At 39.8% G+C, this 18,352-nt stretch carries 13 protein-coding genes; 8 read left to right on the top strand and 5 right to left on the bottom strand.

The genetic code is table 11. The features are described 5' to 3' along the window. Window positions 1-4: 4 nt before the first annotated feature. The 4 genes from ASU03_RS16890 (at window position 5) to ASU03_RS16875 (ending at window position 6,276) form a co-directional block, all read left to right on the top strand. Window positions 5-772 (top strand): ABC transporter ATP-binding protein, encoded by a 768-nt coding sequence (locus ASU03_RS16890; protein WP_057832919.1) that lies wholly within the window; start codon window positions 5-7, stop codon window positions 770-772. A gap of 28 nt (window positions 773-800) precedes the next feature. Beyond that, window positions 801-3,296: an FtsX-like permease family protein gene (locus tag ASU03_RS16885; protein WP_057832918.1), complete on the top strand. Its 2,496-nt coding sequence runs from the start codon at window positions 801-803 to the stop codon at window positions 3,294-3,296. Between the two features lie 122 nt (window positions 3,297-3,418). Further along, complete coding sequence (locus ASU03_RS16880) at window positions 3,419-4,855, top strand: sigma-54-dependent transcriptional regulator (RefSeq protein WP_057832917.1); 1,437 nt, start codon at window positions 3,419-3,421, stop codon at window positions 4,853-4,855. Continuing rightward, on the top strand, window positions 4,852-6,276 hold the full coding sequence (locus ASU03_RS16875) for a sensor histidine kinase (RefSeq protein WP_231731619.1): 1,425 nt from the start codon (window positions 4,852-4,854) through the stop codon (window positions 6,274-6,276). Before ASU03_RS16880 ends, ASU03_RS16875 begins: the two co-directional genes overlap by 4 nt. 227 nt (window positions 6,277-6,503) lie before the next feature. Here the strand turns inward: ASU03_RS16875 and ASU03_RS16870 are convergent, their stop codons facing one another. Continuing rightward, window positions 6,504-6,923: a hypothetical protein gene (locus ASU03_RS16870; protein WP_057832915.1), complete on the bottom strand. Its 420-nt coding sequence runs from the start codon at window positions 6,921-6,923 to the stop codon at window positions 6,504-6,506. Between the two features lie 1,040 nt (window positions 6,924-7,963). Here ASU03_RS16870 and ASU03_RS21155 point away from each other — a divergent pair. The 3 genes from ASU03_RS21155 to ASU03_RS16850 all read left to right on the top strand — a co-directional run bounded on the left by ASU03_RS21155 (window position 7,964) and on the right by ASU03_RS16850 (window position 14,162). Beyond that, window positions 7,964-10,480, top strand: coding sequence for a S8 family serine peptidase (locus ASU03_RS21155; protein ID WP_057832913.1), 2,517 nt, complete (start codon window positions 7,964-7,966; stop codon window positions 10,478-10,480). Between the two features lie 328 nt (window positions 10,481-10,808). Beyond that, window positions 10,809-11,840, top strand: coding sequence for an oxygen-dependent tRNA uridine(34) hydroxylase TrhO (gene trhO, locus ASU03_RS16855; RefSeq protein ID WP_082627318.1), 1,032 nt, complete (start codon window positions 10,809-10,811; stop codon window positions 11,838-11,840). A gap of 228 nt (window positions 11,841-12,068) precedes the next feature. Beyond that, the gene (locus ASU03_RS16850; protein ID WP_057832993.1) at window positions 12,069-14,162 is read left to right on the top strand and encodes a S9 family peptidase; all 2,094 of its coding nucleotides are present in this window, start codon (window positions 12,069-12,071) and stop codon (window positions 14,160-14,162) included. Window positions 14,163-14,282: 120 nt separating this feature from the next. On the opposite strand, the gene ASU03_RS16845 is transcribed toward ASU03_RS16850, so the two are convergent. The 4 genes from ASU03_RS16845 to ASU03_RS16830 form a co-directional block, all read right to left on the bottom strand. Next, the gene (locus tag ASU03_RS16845) at window positions 14,283-15,140 is read right to left on the bottom strand and encodes a PA4780 family RIO1-like protein kinase (RefSeq protein ID WP_057832912.1); all 858 of its coding nucleotides are present in this window, start codon (window positions 15,138-15,140) and stop codon (window positions 14,283-14,285) included. 102 nt (window positions 15,141-15,242) lie between these two features. Next, window positions 15,243-16,406 (bottom strand): hypothetical protein, encoded by a 1,164-nt coding sequence (locus ASU03_RS16840; RefSeq protein WP_057832911.1) that lies wholly within the window; start codon window positions 16,404-16,406, stop codon window positions 15,243-15,245. 13 nt (window positions 16,407-16,419) lie between these two features. After that, entirely contained in the window at window positions 16,420-17,166 is a 747-nt protein-coding gene (locus ASU03_RS16835) for a substrate-binding periplasmic protein (RefSeq protein WP_057832910.1), read from the bottom strand. 71 nt (window positions 17,167-17,237) lie between these two features. Then, the gene (locus ASU03_RS16830; RefSeq protein ID WP_057183019.1) at window positions 17,238-17,714 is read right to left on the bottom strand and encodes a potassium channel family protein; all 477 of its coding nucleotides are present in this window, start codon (window positions 17,712-17,714) and stop codon (window positions 17,238-17,240) included. 215 nt (window positions 17,715-17,929) lie between these two features. Here ASU03_RS16830 and ASU03_RS16825 point away from each other — a divergent pair, with 215 nt between their 5' ends. Further along, window positions 17,930-18,352, top strand: a complete 423-nt coding sequence (locus tag ASU03_RS16825; protein WP_057832909.1) for an SRPBCC family protein — start codon at window positions 17,930-17,932, stop codon at window positions 18,350-18,352.

Here is an 18,352-nt window from a genome sequence, read left to right as displayed (position 1 = left end):
GGTGATGAAAAGCAACAATAATAGCAACAACACAACGGATATAAGTAATGCAGAAAAGGCGACACAAGTTTTAGTGAAGCTGCATGATATTAAGAAAATTTTTTATACCGATGATGTTGAAACACACGCACTCAATAATATCAATTTAACGATCAATAAAGGTGAATACTTATCTATTACCGGCCCTTCAGGCTGTGGTAAGTCGACCTTGTTATCGCTATTAGGCTTATTAGATACTTCCAGCAGCGGTAGTTATACCTTAGCTGGGCATAATGTCTCTGATTTAAATCGAGATGAACGAGCAGCGATTAGAAATAAAGAAATAGGATTTATCTTTCAAGCCTTTAATTTAATTAGTGATTTAACCGTGGCAGAAAATGTTGAATTACCGCTGACTTACCGTAGTGATATTAATACCAAACAGCGTGCCGCTATGGTGAATACCGCCTTAGCGAAAGTGGATATGTTACATCGTGCCCATCACTTCCCCTCACAGCTTTCTGGAGGTCAACAGCAGCGTGTTGCTGTCGCCCGCGCTATCTCTGCCAAACCCTCTATTATTCTTGCCGATGAGCCAACGGGTAATTTAGACTCGAAAAATGCCCAAATAGTGATGGCGTTATTGGATCAATTACATCAAGAAGGGGCAACGATATGCATGGTTACTCATGATCCGCGTTCTGCAGCAAGAGCTGAACGTATGATCGAGGTATTTGATGGCAAGATAGTCGCTGATCAACTCACCGAAACACCTACAGCCATTGCGGTATAAATCGCTAACATAAAACGAGGATTTTCAGGTGTCTATAACTCTTGATATAAAATATGCAGCTAGACTGCTCTATAAAAAACCAATTTTTACTGCCCTTACCGTATTCATTGTTGCCATTGGTTTAGGGCTTACTTTATATACCTACTCGTTACTGAGCAATTTGGTGTTTAAGCCACTGTTACTGAATAAAGACACGCCAATAATTTCTATAGAAGCGGAATTTAATCATAGTCATTTATCTCGAAGGAGTGTTGATGCTTTTGATTTTTTAACGATAAGAAATGAAATGGACTCCATTGATGAATTTGGCGTTTATGAAGAGGGTATAGCACTGGTTGGGAAATCTCAGCAAAACTCAGGCACCCGTAAATATAATTCGGTACGCGTTGAGTGGAATGTTTTTGATTTTTCTGGCGTAAAACCTATCATGGGCCGGGCTTTAAAGGCGGAAGATCATTTTGACGGAGCTGAGCCTGTGGTCGTACTAGGTTACGACATATGGCAGCATTACTTTTTAGCACAAGATGATATTGTTGATAGCATTATCTTAGTTAATGCCATTGCTACCCGAGTTGTTGGTATTATGCCGGCCGGTTTTTCTTTTCCGACAGTCGCCCAGCTGTGGAAGCCGATAGAACAAAACATGTTAACACCCACAGAGAGAAGTCGCAGTTGGTTATTTGCTTATGCTAGGCTAAAAAAAGATCAGTCTTTTAATATTTTTAAACAAGAACTTTCTGCTTTAAATAAAAGAATAGCTAATAACATACCCGATAATATGCGCTGGAGAATAAATGAAAAGGGAGGATATTTAAGAGCAGTGCCTTATAAAATAGCCAATATCACCCATTATTACTCCCTTTTTATCACCATGGCGGTCGTGGTAGTACTTATTTTATTATTGGCCTGCATTAATGTCGGTAATTTATTACTGGCCCGAGTGAATGAAAGGTTTAAAGAAGTCGCCATACGTGTTGCTTTGGGTGTGCCACGTAAGCGTTTGATATTACAAATGTTGCTTGAAAGTATTTTTATTTGCACCGTCGGTGGTTTCTTGGCGGTACTCTTTGCTGGTTGGGGTTTAGAGTTAAGTAATACTGTCTTTGAACAAATGTATAGGGTTACTGAAAATAAACCATTTTGGTGGCAGGTGAGTTTAGACACTGATGCTATTATTTTATTGATTTTGTCTGTTATCGCTATGATTGCCATTACCGGTTTTATACCCGCGTGGCGAGCACTTTCTGGAGATTTTAATGCGGTACTTCGAGATGGTACTCGTGGCTCACAAGGTAAAAAATTCGCCAGAGCAAGCCAACTATTAGTGATCAGTGAAATACTTCTCTCGTGCGTGGTATTGGTTATCGCCACTATTTTATTATCAAGCAGCTATTTTGCCGGACAAGCCGATTATGGTGTTGAGACTAACAATAGAATTACTGCAACAATAGAGTTACCTGAAGGTAGTTATCCCATTAGGCAAGAGGAAGAGTTTGAATTAGCAGATACCCTCAAACGCACCGCCTTTTATTATGATCTAAAAGATACTTTAGAGCAGATGCCTAACATTGAAGGCGTGGCCTTTATGAGTCACTTTCCGGGCACTGGTGCAGGGGCAAGCTTTTTTGAAATAGAAGGGCGAGTAGCCGCTGTTTACAATGAAAACCCCTATTCAAACAATGAGGTGGTTTCTCGCGATGCATGGAGTGCCATAGGTATGAGGGTTATTCAAGGGCGAGACTTTAATCAAAGTGATATCAGTGCAGAAATTGATACTATTATTATTAATGAATCAATCGCTAATGACTTTTTCCCTGATGGTGATGCTGTTGGTCAACGTGTTCGCCGTGCTTTTAGAAATGGCGATAGAGAAGGTGGCTGGCAAACCATAGTGGGTGTGGTTTCTGATACTTATCATGGTTCAGCTATGCGTACCTCCAGTGAGCAATATAGCTCTTATTTTATGTTAGACAATATTGGCTATAGCTGGATTGATATCGCCATTCATTATAATGGTTCACAAGCGCTAGCGGAAAAATCTCTGCAACAAGCCATTAATCAAGTGAATAGCAACGCTACTGCCTATCATATGCAAAGTTATGATGAATTAATCTCACAACCGATGATTTTAGTGTCAGCTATTTCAAAAGTATTTTTGTTATGTGGTGTTATCGCAATATTTTTAGCCGCTAGTGGTATTTATGCGGTTGCCGCCAATAGCATTAGCCAACGTACGCAAGAAATTGGCGTACGCCGAGCGCTTGGCGCCAGCGATAGTATTATTATGCAATTGTTTATGAGAAAGGCAGTTTGGCAATTGCTTATTGGCTTGAGCATTGGCATTACTTTGTCTTTATGGGTGGTAAATCGCATGACAGATACCATGGTAATAAATCAAGGCAGTTATATGGTCGGTTTAATTGTCATACCTTTGTTAATCATCATTATGGTGCTGGTTGCCACTTATGTTCCGACACGTAAAATTGTGCTAATGGAGCCTAGTGATGCGCTGCATCATGATTAGTTAAATCGGGCTGCATTGAGTTACTGCTAAGTAAAATTCACTTTTAGCAGTAACTCAGCTAATACTTTGATAAAGTTGCCAAGTATTACCTGATATTTAAGCCTTTACCTCACGTGACTGAAATGGATAACATGACCTCAGCTACAGCTTCAAGTACACCTGCACCTTCAATTATTCCCTCAATATTAATTGCCGATGATGATCCGCGTATTCTTACCACCTTAAAACTACTATTAAAGTCACAAAACTATCAAGTAGTTGCGGTGAGTTCGCCAGCAGAATTACTTAACGTGTTGGCAAGACGTAGTTTTTCAGTGGCGTTAATTGATTTAAATTATCAAAATGACACCACCTCTGGGCAAGAAGGTTTGGCATTAATAACAAAAATGAAAGCCCTTGATGAACACATGCCTATTGTTGTCATGACAGGGTACAGCAGTGTTGATATCGCGGTGAACGTGATGAAAGAGGGGGCAGCTGATTTTGTGCAAAAACCGTGGAAAAATGATCGGCTATTAAATATTTTACAGGCTCAAGTCCATATTCAACAAATAGCAAAAGCAGGGCAGAAGTTAGCACAAGAAAATGCTTTACTTAAATCACAAAGCAGCACTGATTGCCAAAATATAGTGGCGCAATCTACTGTGATGAAACAGCTGCTTAGTCAATTAGCCAAGCTGGCTAAAAGTGATATGAATATTCTATTTACCGGTGAAAATGGTACCGGAAAAAGTATGTTTGCTGGCTATTTGCATCAATGTTCGCAGCGTCATCAGCAAAGCTTAATCTCAGTTAATATGGGCGCTATAACCGATAACCTCTTTGAAAGTGAAATGTTTGGTCATGTAAAAGGCGCCTTTACCGATGCCAAAGAAACCCGTATTGGTCGTTTTGAACTGGCTGAAGGCGGTACAATATTTCTCGATGAAATTGCCAATATTCCTTTATCTCAACAAGCTAAATTACTCAGGGTGTTGGAAGAAAAGCAATTTGAAAAAGTCGGCAGTGCTAAAACCCAACGAGTAGATGTGCGTTTAGTCTCGGCAACTAATGCCTTATTAGACGATCTCATCGCGCAAGGTAAGTTTCGACAAGACTTACTCTATCGTATTAATACCATTGAAATAAAAATACCACCCTTACGAGAACGTATTGCCGATATATTACCGTTAGCGCAGTACTTCTTAGCGCAGTTTGCCAAAAAGTATGCCCTAGCAACGCCTCAGCTTTGCCAGGAAGCAGAGGCCGCACTAGAGCATTATCAGTGGCCAGGCAATATTCGAGAATTGAGCCATATGATCGAACGGGCAATTTTTCTTAGTCAGAATCAATTAATCAGCCCTGAAGATCTTGGACTTGCGCCGCAACAATCGACCGGAGATGTTGCCGCTATTGATAGCCGTGGTTTTGATTGTAGCAAGGACACCCTCGAGGTGATAGAAAGGCAAATCATAGTCGATAGGCTGGCACGGTTTCATCATAACGGCCATGAAACCGCTGAATCTTTAGGGTTAAGCCGCAGCTCTTATTATCGCCGTTTAGAAAAACATAAACTATGAGCGAATGGTGGTCTTATCGGATGAAAATTAAGCAAGGTCGAGTTAATATCTCGTTTGAAAATCAGCTGTTACGTATAGCCTTACTTATTGGGCTATTACCTATGGCGTTTTTATTTTATGCCTTGTATCACCATGAATTATCTATATTCTTAAAAATAATGCTGTTATTTTTACTCTTTGTGACGGTTTTTTATGGTGCATTTCTAATTCGGCAAAAAGTAATTGTTCAATTTAGAACCTCTGCCAATTTAATTACCGCGATGCAAGCAGGCGACCATGCTATCAGAGCAAATCACCTGGAAAGTAAAGGTGCGTTAAAAGAATTTAATCAGGTCTTTAATGGTTTATCGTTAGCACTTGCTGAGCAGCAGCTGATCAGTAGGGAAAGGCAAATATTATTAGATAAAATTACCCAGCAAATAGATGTTGCCATTATTGCTGTGAACAAAAATAGTCATATCATCTTAATGAATCCAGCAGCCGAAAAACTTTTTTCTTATCGTTTTGATGAAGTTGCTGGTTGGCCTATTAGTACCTTAGGTTTACAAGACGTATTAACGCACGAAAGCCGTCAAGTCACTGAGTTTGAGGTTAAAGCACATAAGAAAAAAGTTTTTATTCATACCGATGAGTACTTAGAGCAAGGCGAGCGAAACAAACTCATCTTCATTACCGATATCCAAACGTTATTACATGAAGAAGAACGGCAAGCTTGGCAAAAATTATTACGGGTATTGAGTCATGAAATTAATAACTCGTTAACACCCATAGCTTCATTAAGCGATACGCTAATACGTTTGATAGAGAATCAGAAAAAAGTGATCACAGAGCAAGCAGTAACAGAGAACAACAGTACAGCAATCAATACCTCAGTAAACAACACTGAGCTCTTTGATGATTTAGAAGAGGGCTTAGCGGTTATCGCTGAGCGAGCACAATCCCTTAATGAGTTCTTATTACGCTATCAAGAGTTTAGCTGCTTGCCCAAACCCGAAAAAACGCCGTTTGATTTAGCTAACTTGTTAAAATCAATGTTATTACTTTTTGATGACGACAGAATTAGTCTTTCAGGGCCGTCGTTAGTAATTTACGCCGATGAAAAACAACTAAAGCAAGTATTGGTAAATTTAATTAAAAATTCACAGCAAGCAATGCTGGGTAATAACAAAGGGCTTATCACCATTGATTGGCAACAAAATGATGATATTGTCGAGATTAAACTTTGTGACCAAGGAGCCGGTATTAGTAATAGCGATAATATCTTTGTACCTTTTTATACCACCAAAGTTGATGGTTGCGGCATAGGTCTAGTGTTTAGTAGACAAATACTAGTTAACCATGGTGGTAGTTTAACTTTAGCCAATAGAAAAGATAACCAAGGTGCGGTAGCTCATATCGTCTTGCCTATTCACGCTTCATAAACCGTGACGTTGGCTGTGCCTGACGGGGATGCATAGCCTTAAAGCGACGACAAAACTTAAGTTGCTGTGAAACACGGTTAGCCTAACAGCGTATCATTTATACCCGGTGCATTAATCGCGAATGTCATTGCAGGCGTTGTCGTACATAAAAGACGTAGAAGTGAATTATCTACCATTTAACTGCATGAATATTACTTGTAGTTCTTAATTTTTTCAGTGGGCTAACCTTAATCCTGATAAAGACCAAGGGAAACTAAACTTTGTCTAGCGGTATCCCAAAGCATTTCTTCAGTGTCAATAATTCTTGACATGCCGCTTAATCCGATCAACATGTTTTGCAATGCTAGTGCTTTGAGGTGTAGGTCGCAATTTTCTATTTCGCCCTGCTCAAGGGCAATGGCCAGTATATTTTCAAAGTACTCTATGTTGGAAACAAAGTATTGTTTGATAACTGGTTCGAGTGTGGTGTTTTTATTGATCAGTTCACTGATGGAGTTAGACGCTAAGCAACCCCGAACGTTTTGCTCATTGAACATTAAGTTACATATTCGACGCATTTCTACTGATATAGCTGTCTTGACACTCTTATCTTTGACAGGATTAAACATCATTTTTTGTGGACTATTTTCGCTGTACTTTGCCAACACTTCGGCGAACAGTTCCTCCCTATTGTTAAAGGCATTGTAAAAACTATCGGGATTTCTATCTAACCTACAAAATGCGATTAAGGTTGAACAAAAAAGCGATAACCAAGTGGTTGTCACTTCTGAATTATCAATGTCTCTTAGTGGTGTATGGGTCGGATAATGAAACCCTTGTTGTCAATGAAAATGTCTAAAAGCATGCATAGCTTTTTGGCTCAGTTGGCGATATATACCCGTAACCATTCAAGATGCATGTTTCAGAGTGATTGAGCAATTTCAATTCAAGGCGCTGTGATGAAATAATGGTTGTTCAGGAGAATATGCTCAGGATAATTGCTCCTGCATTATCCGTATAAGGTACTTCCTGTACCGTCTGCATTCTCTAATAAGCTTCATCCATGTAGCGTCATTATGAGTTACAGCAACGATGAAGTGATGTTGCTCAAACGCTTCTTCGATGGGTTTAAAATGACTTTATACCGCGTTAAATAATTAAACCATAGAATGACTATGCTTCAATTATTTTCCTTGCCTAAAGCCCTTTTAATTCCCACTGAAATCGAGCACTTTGAATGGTGACGGGTATATGCAAAAAGCAAAGTAGGTTAATCCTCAAGTATAACTTAGCTAACTTATACTCATTGAAATGCCTAAATATATAGGCATTTTGTCGTTTATCAGCAATATCATTGATAATACCAATAAGGTTAATTGGATTTTAACAAAAGGTTACTGGGGTGTTAATTATTTGAGTGTACTTGCTATACTTTATCAAACAGGTTTGCTAGGGTTGGATTTGGCATCTAATGCTTGCAGTACTTTTTAATATTCATTACTGAATGAGATTGAAGTAGCTTGTAATAACTTAACGCTATCGAATAATTCGTGCTTTGAGTCACAGTGGTTTACAGCAAATCCATAATAGTAGTTGTTAAAAATAAAAATAAAAACATAAAACAAGGCAGCTACTCACGTTTCTCTAATTTTATAAAACCTGATTAGCTTTCTTGTTTAACTAAACAAAACTACAGGACATAAATAAAATGGAACGTTTTAAAAATAAATTGCTTTATTCGGCGATAGCACTTACCTGCCTAGCAAGCGCCTCTACGGTATATTCTGCTGAAATGCCTAGGCTCATTGTCAAAAGCAGCCCTGTCATGATGGCATCAGCAAATGCACCTTCTATGAAAACGCTAATGAGCTCAATCACCCGACTGAATAAAACGTCGATAAAAGAAGTGAAAACCATGTGGGATGGGCGAAGTGTTATTGAATTAGGGCAAAATTTTAGCGAAGCTGAACTCCAAGAAATCATCAATGAAATGGAGTTGGGTATTGGCATTGACGAAGTGGAAATTGATCGTTTGATGTATCCAACGCTTACCCCCAATGATCCTCGCTATGCAGATCAATGGCACTATTTTGATGCGACGGGTGGCATTAATGCTGATAAAGCATGGAACACTACCGACGGTTCGGGGGTAATTGTTGCGGTTTTAGATACTGGTGTAGTCTATCATAGTGATTTAGCGGGTAACCTAGTGGGCGGTTATGACTTTATTTCTGACCCTACAATGGCTCGAGATGGTGATGGCCGTGATTCAGATGCTTCTGATCCTGGTGATAGTTACAATGGTGGCGGCAGCAGTTGGCATGGTACCCATGTTGCTGGCACAGTAGCCGCTGTAACTAATAATAGCTATGGGGTAGCCGGTGTTGCCTATGGTGCGAGAATCTTACCAGTACGTGTATTGGGCTCTGGTGGCGGTTATACTTCTGATATCGCTGATGCGATTGTCTGGGCCGCTGGTGGCTATGTTCCAGGTGTGCCAAATAACAGCTATCCTGCACAAATAATCAATATGAGTTTAGGTGGTAGTGGTGTTTGTGGCTTTGCTTATCAAAACGCAATTAACCAAGCCGTAAATTTAGGCACCACGATTGTAGTGGCTGCGGGTAATTCCGCGGTTAATGTTTCGGGTTCTAGCCCGGCAAACTGTAATAATGTTATTGTGGTTGCCGCCACAAATTCTTCGGGTAGTCGCGCATACTTCTCTAACTATGGTGCTTTAGTGGATATCGCGGCGCCAGGTGTTAACATTTTATCAACGCATAATACCGGCTATTATTCTCCGAGCAGTGACTCGTACTCTTACATGTCGGGCACAAGTATGGCAGCTCCGCACATTGCTGGTGTTGCCGCGTTAATTTATGCATCAGGTACCGCAACAAGTCCTTCGGCTATAGAAACTAAATTAAAAAACACGGCTAGAGCTTTCCCTGGAAGTTGTTCTGGTTGTGGTTACGGTATTGCTGATGCAGCAGCAGCAGTTGGTGGCGGCGGTGGAGGTCAAAATAAGGCACCAGTAGTTTACGTTAATGGTCCATATCAAGGCTCGGTAAACTCAGCCATAAATTTCAGCAGCGCTGGCACTTACGATCCTGACGGCAGCGTTAGCTACTATAGCTGGGATTTTGGTGATGGATATACCAGTAATCAAGCGAACCCATCACATAGCTATTCAGTTGAAACGAGTTATACAGTGTCTTTAATGGTTACCGATAATCAAGGTTTGTCGACAACCGTAGATACTACTGCCACAGTTGGTGGCAGCGGTGGTGGCACCCTGAAAAATGGTGTTGCGGTTAATGGCCTTTCGGCAAATGTTGGGCAGTCCATTGATTACACTATTGTAGTGCCTGCTAACGCAACGGATTTAGTTATTTCTATCAGTGGTGGTAATGGTGACGCGGATCTATATACTCGATACGCTTCTGCACCGACGACTAATCAATATGATTGTCGTCCCTATGCTGGCGGTAACAGTGAAAGCTGTACTGAAACTAATCCTCAAGCGGGTACTTGGTATGTAAGTGTGCAAGCTTATGCGTCTTTCTCTGGATTAACATTACAGGCTAGTTATCAAGCAGGTAGTGGAACTACGCCAAACGAGACGCCTGTTGCTGATCCCGGTGGACCTTATACGGGCACGGCAGGTACTAGCGTAAGCTTTACCGGCAGTAACTCATACGATCCAGATGGTCAAATCACCACGCACAGCTGGAACTTTGGTGATGGTTCAAGCAGTAGTCAAACAAATCCAAGGCATACTTATACTAATGGTGGCAGCTATAACGTAACACTTACCGTTACTGATAATGATGGCGCTAGTAATTATACTTCAACATCTGCCGTGATCGAAGGTGGTAGTTCGAGTGGACTAACAAATGCGTGTGCTGCTCAAGCACCACAAGACTACGTGACTGCTGAGAACGGTACACCTATTTGTGTTAGTGCTGGTACGGGTGGTGCATTATATTTCTACTTTGATAGTAATGGTTCATCTTCAGCGACTATTCGTACTGAACATGGCTCAGGAAATGCAGATCTTTACTTCAGTAATGCTGGTTGGCCATCAACCTCTAATTACACGTCTAAATCAGCGACTTCAGGTAATACCGAAACTATTACCATAAACAATCTGACCAGTGGTTGGAATTACATTATGGTTAATGGCAGTCATAGTGGTTTAACATTACAGCTTGATCTTCAGTAATGTTTTAATATAGTTGTTTATGAAAGCCCGGTTTTTCCGGGCTTTTTTATAGCGGTAACCGCCAAGACTATATTGCTCTTAATCCCAATAGTTGGTTATTGCTCAATCGAGCACCTATATCCTGAAAAAATTTTCCCTAAGCACAACAAGATCACACACTTAATAACAATGGTTAATTAGTGAGCTATGTTCATTGTCAAAGAATTCTGCTAGAATGCGCCCCCTAAAAACGTGAGCATTGTTACGTTTATTAGTATTTTAAAATAGTGAGTTAAAAATTTAATCTACAGCACTGGATTTACGTTCCAGCTAGTTCAATGGAGAAACCATGAGTTCATCAGCAAACCATTTATCGACAGCTACCACAGCTACCGCAGAAAAAAGTGATGCCTTTACTATTTGTGCACTATACAAGTTTGTGCGTTTAGCGGACTTTGAGGCATTACGTGAACCATTAGCCAATAAAATGGCCAGTGTTGAGGTCAAAGGTACCTTGTTATTAGCAGCCGAAGGCATCAACGGTACGATTGCTGGCCCTCAAGTGGGTATTGATACCGTACTGGATTTTTTAGGCAAGCAGCCAGGTTTAGATAATATCTCTCATAAAGAATCGTATAGTGAAGAAAACCCATTTCACCGAACTAAAGTGAAGTTGAAAAAAGAAATCGTCACCATGGGGGTTGAGGGTATTGATCCAAATCACGTGGTCGGTACTTACGTAAAACCAAAAGATTGGAATGCCTTAATTTCTGATCCAGATGTGCTGTTGGTTGATACCCGTAACGATTATGAAATCGAAATTGGTGCTTTTAAAAATGCTATTAACCCAAATACCGAAACTTTCCGTGAGTTTCCTGACTATGTGAAGAACAACTTAGATAAAAACAAACACAAAAAAGTAGCCATGTATTGTACCGGTGGTATTCGTTGTGAGAAATCTACCGCTTACCTAAAAGAGCAAGGTTTTGCCGAGGTATATCATCTTGAAGGCGGCATCTTAAAGTATCTTGAAGAAGTGCCGAGTACCGAGACACTGTGGCAAGGTGAGTGTTTTGTCTTTGATGGTCGGGTCGCGGTTAATCATGACCTAGAGCAAGGACAGTATGACCAATGTTTTGCTTGTCGCTTTCCGTTAACTGAAGCAGAAAAATCCAGTGAGCATTATGTTAAAGGGGTAAGTTGTCATCGTTGTCATGACAAAGTCACTGAGCAGCAACGTAATCGTTATGCGGAACGTCAGCGTCAAATTTCTTTAGCTGAGGCACGTGGCGAATCACACATAGGTGGTGATATTCAAAACCTTATTGAAGAACGTCGCCAAGAGAAAAGCAATAAAAAAGCGCAGCAAGCGGCTAAGTAATAACAAGCTTTCAGCAGAAAGATACAAAACAATAGCAACGCCAGCTTGATTACCAAGCTGGCGTTTTTTATGGTCTAAATATTAGCTGCGCTGTAATTAGTGTCAGCCATTGGTGGTTTTAGTTTACAAAGTTAAACCGCTAACCGTCACCGACCATATTGCTTAACAAAGGTAGATTGTATATTCTGGCTGCACTCACAATCTAGGTTGTTTTACATGAGATTAAAAATGAAAAAACACTTTACCCTGGCAGCAATTTCTTTCGCTGCATCTGTATCGCTATCAATATCGGTAAGCGCTACTGCACACACTAATAGCGAAGTTTTTACCGTTGAAAAGCTAAATCAATTAAATAAATTACATGATGTTAGTGTTTCTCCTCAAGGAGATATCTTAATTTATGGGTTGAAAAAAGGCGCTAGCGACAATCATCTTTATCGACAAGATGTTAAAACGGGCAAAGTCAGCCAGTTTACCGACCATGAGAAAAGTGAAAGTAATGTGGTTTGGGCTGAGGACGGTCAATCGGTGTACTTCCTCTCTGCACGTAGTGGTAGTAGCCAAATTTGGCAACAGGGCATAAACGAAAATAAAGCCAAGCAAATTTCTGACTTTCCATTAGCTATTAACGGCTTTAAGTTAGCTAAAAATGGCCAAGTCTTTGCTTTGTCATTTACCGTGAAGCCAGGTTGTGACAGCTTAGTTTGTACAGTAGAGGCTAAAAAAGCTGATAAAGAGAAGAAATATAATATCCGCACCTATGAGCAATTAATGGTGCGTCACTGGGATGTTTGGACAACAGCATATAAAAAGCATTTATTTGTTGCTCATCTAAGTAAAGACGGTCAACTTAACAGCGCTCAAGATATAATGCCAAACTGGCAAAGTGATTTTGCTGGTATCAGCCAAGTAACTATTCACCCAAATGCTAGCTCGTTAGCCTTTGCAGCGAAAGATTCTTCCAGTAAAGCTGCGGCTAAAGATCATGCTTGGACCACTAACTTTGATATTTTTGAAGTGGCACTATCGAAAGGCCAAGCGGCTTTTAACTTAAAAAATATTACTGAACAAAACAAAGCGTGGGATGCCAATCCGGTTTATTCGGCCAATGGCCGCTTCTTAGCTTATAAATCAATGAAAATACCAGGTTATGAAGCGGATAAATTTACCTTACAACTTCGTGATAACAGAACGGGTAAAACGCGTGCTGTTGCCAGTGATTGGGATCGCTCAATTAGTAGCTTAGCTTTTGCTCCCGATAATAAAACCTTGTATGTGGTGGCCCAGGATGTTGGTCAAAAGAGTATTTTCTCTATTACCCCTGAATTTGATGAAGTGCGCAAAATTTACAATGTCGGCAGTAATGGTGATATATCGAGCCATGGCAGCAAACTTTACTTTACTCGTCATACCTTAAACTCACCAAAAGATATTTTTACCATTGATAATCATGGTGATGATTTAAAACAACTCACTGCTATTAATAAAGATAAACTCGCTGGTGTTGATTTTGCTGATTATAAGCAGTTTAACTTTAAAGGTTGGCATGATGAAACTGTCTATGGTTACTGGTTAAAGCCCGCTAATTTTGAAGCAGGTAAAAAATACCCTATTGCTTTTTTAGTCCACGGCGGCCCACAAGGTAGTTTTGGTAATATGTTCCATTTCCGTTGGAATGCGCAATTATGGGCAGCTCAGGGTTATGGTGTAGTGATGGTCGATTTCCACGGTTCAACTGGTTATGGCCAAGAGTTTACCCATTCAATCAGTCGTGATTGGGGTGGTAAGCCATTAGAAGACTTACAAAAAGGTTTGGAATTTATCGTTAAAGACCAACCTTGGTTAGATGGTGATAATGCGTGTGCGTTAGGGGCATCTTACGGTGGTTATATGATGAACTGGATTGCCGGCAACTGGCCTACCGGTTTTAAATGTTTGATCAATCACGCTGGTTTATACGATATGCCAAGTTTTTATCAAACTACCGAAGAATTATGGTTCCCAGAATACGATATGGGTGGCCCTTCTTGGGGTAAAGAAACGGGTAGTAATAAAGGTAAGGTAAGCCCTGATTATGCAAAATTCAATCCTGCTGCTTATGTTAATAACTGGCAAACACCTATGTTAGTCATTCAAGGTGAATTAGATTACCGCGTACCTTACGCACAAAGTTTAGCGGCATTTACTACCTTGCAACGTAAAGGTATTGATAGCCGTTTAGTGATGTTCCCCGATGAAGATCATCATATTCGTAATCCTGATAACTTAGTGGTTTGGTACGAGGAAGTATTTAACTGGTTAGAAAAATATACCAAGAAATAATGGCTGAATAGTCATAATAAAAAAGGCATATTAACCTAGGTTAATATGCCTTTTTCATTCGAAGTCATAGTTAAAAAATAGCTAATGTTTTCTAAAGATAACCGCTAAAGGTAGGGTTATCTACTCTTGCTCCGCCGCTTCTTTAAGGTAGGCCAGTCGGTCTTGCTCTTGCTCAAAAGCCGCTTGGATTTCTGCCAGCACAGTTTCAACATCGGCGTTTTGAGTATCCTCGGCAAATTGTCCGGTTAACTTGGTGGTATTCGTTAACTCACCCGCTTCATAGAGTGCCCACATTTCTTCAGCAAACTTAGTTAAGGCTAGAGTCGGGGCAAATTCGGCGTAATAGCTGGTGATATTGTTGACATCACGCAGTAACATAGCTTTGGCATTGTTATTCGCCGAGGCATCAACCGCTTGTGGTAAGTCGATAATGACAGGGCCATAAGCATCAACTAAAACATTAAATTCTGATAAATCACCATGCACTATACCAGCACAAAGCATGCGCATGATGTAAATCATCATCAGTGCATGATCTTCAATGGCTTGCTCAGCGGGCATAACAACATCATTTAGTCGTGGTGCGACATCACCTTCTTCATCGGTGATAAGCTCCATCAATAACACACCATCAAAACAGCCATAAGGTTGTGGTACACGCACATCGTGTTCGGCAAGGGTATACAAGGCATCTACTTCAGCATTTTGCCAAGCTTCTTCTTGTTGGCTCTTACCGTACTTAGAGCCTTTTTCCATGGCTCTAGCACGTCGGCTACTGCGGCTTTTTCGACCTTCGGTATATTGCGATGCTTTTTTAAAGCTGCGTTTGTTGGCTTCTTTATAAACTTTGGCGCAGCGAATTTCATCACCGCAACGAACGCGGTAAACAGTTGCTTCTTTACCGCTCATTAATTGGTTGAGTACTTCATCAATTATACCTTCTTCTACGAGAGGTAATAGTCGCTTTGGAATTTTCATTGCGCTGTTATACCTTAGATGGTGTAAGGAAGATAGTAAAACCTGATTTGTGATCTGGATGCTGAAAGTTAGCTGAGATTTGGCAGTTGTTATCACAATATTTTATTCGATTGAGCAAGGGTTATAATGTCTATTTTTTGATAGTGAAATAGCTTCTTCTATCAGCATATTAGCCGCTTTAACCTCACCATAATTAACGGCATTACTCAGCCAATATTGAAATAATTTCGGATCTCTAATCATCAACTCTCCAGCTTTGTTAAAAAGCACTGATTCAATAGGGTCATGAAAGGCTGCTTTTCTAGCTTTGCTTTTCGTTGATAGCTCATCATTACCTTCAGTTTGATAAATTGCTTCTTGAATCGCTAGACCTATGGTATTGAGAACTCGATTTGTTCCGCTTTCTTCTAATGTTTTCCCTAATACCAAACATGTGTGTTTTCTGTTATTGGCCAAGTTATCAGTTGAAGTACAGAACTTTGTGATGTCGCTAATATGTATAGCTATTGCTCCATGATAACCAAGACTTGCAATAGCTCTTAAATTATCACTGATATCTAAAGTACCTTTTGAGGCACGCATGAAGAGCGCAAGGTGTTGATAATAATAGTCATTAAAGTTACTTGCTTTATTTACCTTGTTGATAGCGTTCAAGGTTGCTTGTTTATTACCACTGGCAGCATGAAAGTTGGCTATTTGTAGCCAAAGTGCGCCATTGTTACCGTCTACTTGACTGGCTCTGTTGAATAAGACGTTACTGCAAACACTATGCTCTACATTGTTAGAGCAAAGGCCAATTAAATCGATTAAGGCTAATTTATTATTGGGATACGCTTCAAGATAATCGTGCAGCAATTTTAACTTTGAATCTTGTTGAGTATCTGAAGTAAATAAAATAGCAGCGAGCTGATGCTCAGGTGTATTAGATTTTTCAAGATAATCATAATAATAGTCGAGCTTTTCTTTTGTAATATTGTTTTTATATATTTCTTCGTAATCAACGCTGGTTTGACAAGCAAGGATATAATTTTCATCCTCTCTTATACTCGGCAAAGATACTTCATTGATCTCTTTGGCTATCTCTTTGTTATTAGCTTTGTAAGCCGATACTGGTTCAATCTCATTAGACTCACTGGTTAACTTAATCGGTAGAGTAACCGCTATGTCTGATGATTTATCACTTGGTACTAAGCGGATAAAAAATATCACTGCGCTAATACAGATAATGGTAATTATGCTGATCAATAAAGTAGTGGTGCGTGTCATCCTAGACTCTTTTTTAGTGAGAGTATTTAGCTCTTATACTGTCAATGGTACCATTTTCTATCGCAACCGCTAAATGTTGTGATAATAAAGCCGCATAGCGACTATTGGCTGAATGTCTTGAAAGTGCAATATAGCTGTTGACGGTTTTATCGTACTGGTAATTTGCCAAAGCAATTTTTTGTAGATATTCAGTTTTAGGGAGTAGCGGTACGATTGACTCTTCTCGCTCTAAAATAACATCAATGTGACCTTTCAGTAGCATCTTGACTAATTGTTCTCTGGAGGTTATTTCTACTTTGTTTATTGTTTGGTTGTTATCAAACTGGGGGTAATAGGTGGCGCCACGAATTGTACCGACAATTAAATCTTTTAAATCCTCGAAATTATTTATTACGATTTCTTTAGTTGCCAAGGTAAAAAAACGCAATGGTTGCCGTTGTACCAATAAAGGCGGTTCAATAAATATTAGGTCCTTTTGTCGTTCAGGTAAGTTTCTTAAACCTAATATCATATCCGTTTGACCGCGTTTCGTCATAGACAAACAACGAGCAAATGGACAACGTACGAATACCGCTTTTAGTGTGAGAGCCTTGGCTAATAACTTTACTATTTCTATGTTTGGACCAACCAATTGATTATCGACTAAATCAACAAAAGGAGGTTCGAGGTAGGTGGCAATTCTGAGTTCACCGCTAAGTTCACTAACGTCGGCAAGTACTAAAGGGCAAAAAAAACTGAATATAACGACATAGTATTTCATAACGAATTCAGCAAAAAAAGTGATGATAGTTAAATGTTAGTAGCTGAGATAGAATAGGGTTAACAGCGGCTCTATTTGTTAAGAAATTCTAACTTCTTTTCTAGCTGCTCTAGCTTGGCATGGATCGCCATATTCTGCTGCATAATTTGTTCATTTTGCTTTCGTAGCTCTCTATTTTTGATATTGGTATCAGCAAAGCCAAAAATCTTATTGGCAAATACTGCACCAGCGCCAGCTAAAATGCCGACACCCAAAATAAACATCACAAAAACAGCTGCTCTACCAATAAAAGTTATTGGATAAACATCACCAAAACCTATGGTCGTTGATGACATTAACATTAACCAAAGAGCGTCCGCATAATTTTTCACTGGTGAGTTGGCGACGCTAGTTTCAGCGAGAAACGTCACATAACCCAAGCCAGCATTAAGCAAAGCAAACAAAGTTAATGACAGCATGCCTATGGCGCCATAGTTATAGTTTTTAACGCCAAACTCATCAACTTTATAAAGGTTGCTCTTTTCCATGGCACTTTGCAAAATGATCATCTTGTTCTCTAGGGGTTAATCAGAATATTTTGATGATATTACAATCTGAGACGATAGAGAAGACTTGGCTATGGCTTAGTGTTCGCTAAAGTAATATTTAAGGACGTGCATAGTATGAAAGCTATCATCTGACTATTTTATCTTGCCCTTACTGGCAACTATTTTGTTATCGCATAAACTTAGCGTTAAAGCGGTAAACTAACAGGAGTTGGCTCATGGGTAAGTGTTATAAAAATATAGAAATTGCGACACCGGTTGCCACAGTGTGGCAAAAAATACGTGATTTTCATGATATGACATGGGCGGAAGGCGTGATCACTTCCTTAGTTAAAGTGGGTCAGACTAGCGGCACAGACTTAGGTGCTAAAAGAATTCTCAATGATGCCTTTCATGAAACCTTAGTATGCTTAGATGGCAATAATTATACTTTTTCTTATTCTGTTGATGATGGACCCGGCCCATTAGCTAAGACTGCAGTAGATAATTACTTAGGTGTGGTGAAGTTATCTGAAAGTACAACTGGTACCTTAGTTGAATGGAGCTCGAGTTTTACTTCATCTAATGAGGGCGAGGTCATTGAGTTTTGCGACCCTATTTATACCGCATTGCTTGGCGCTTTAAAAAGCAACTTAAGTTAG

This window comes from Colwellia sp. TT2012 (genome assembly GCF_001440345.1).
In the GTDB taxonomy this organism is placed as follows: Bacteria; Pseudomonadota; Gammaproteobacteria; order Enterobacterales; family Alteromonadaceae; genus Colwellia.
The sequence above is the reverse complement of the archived record's forward strand: the minus strand, read 5'-3'. Positions and strand labels throughout refer to the sequence as shown.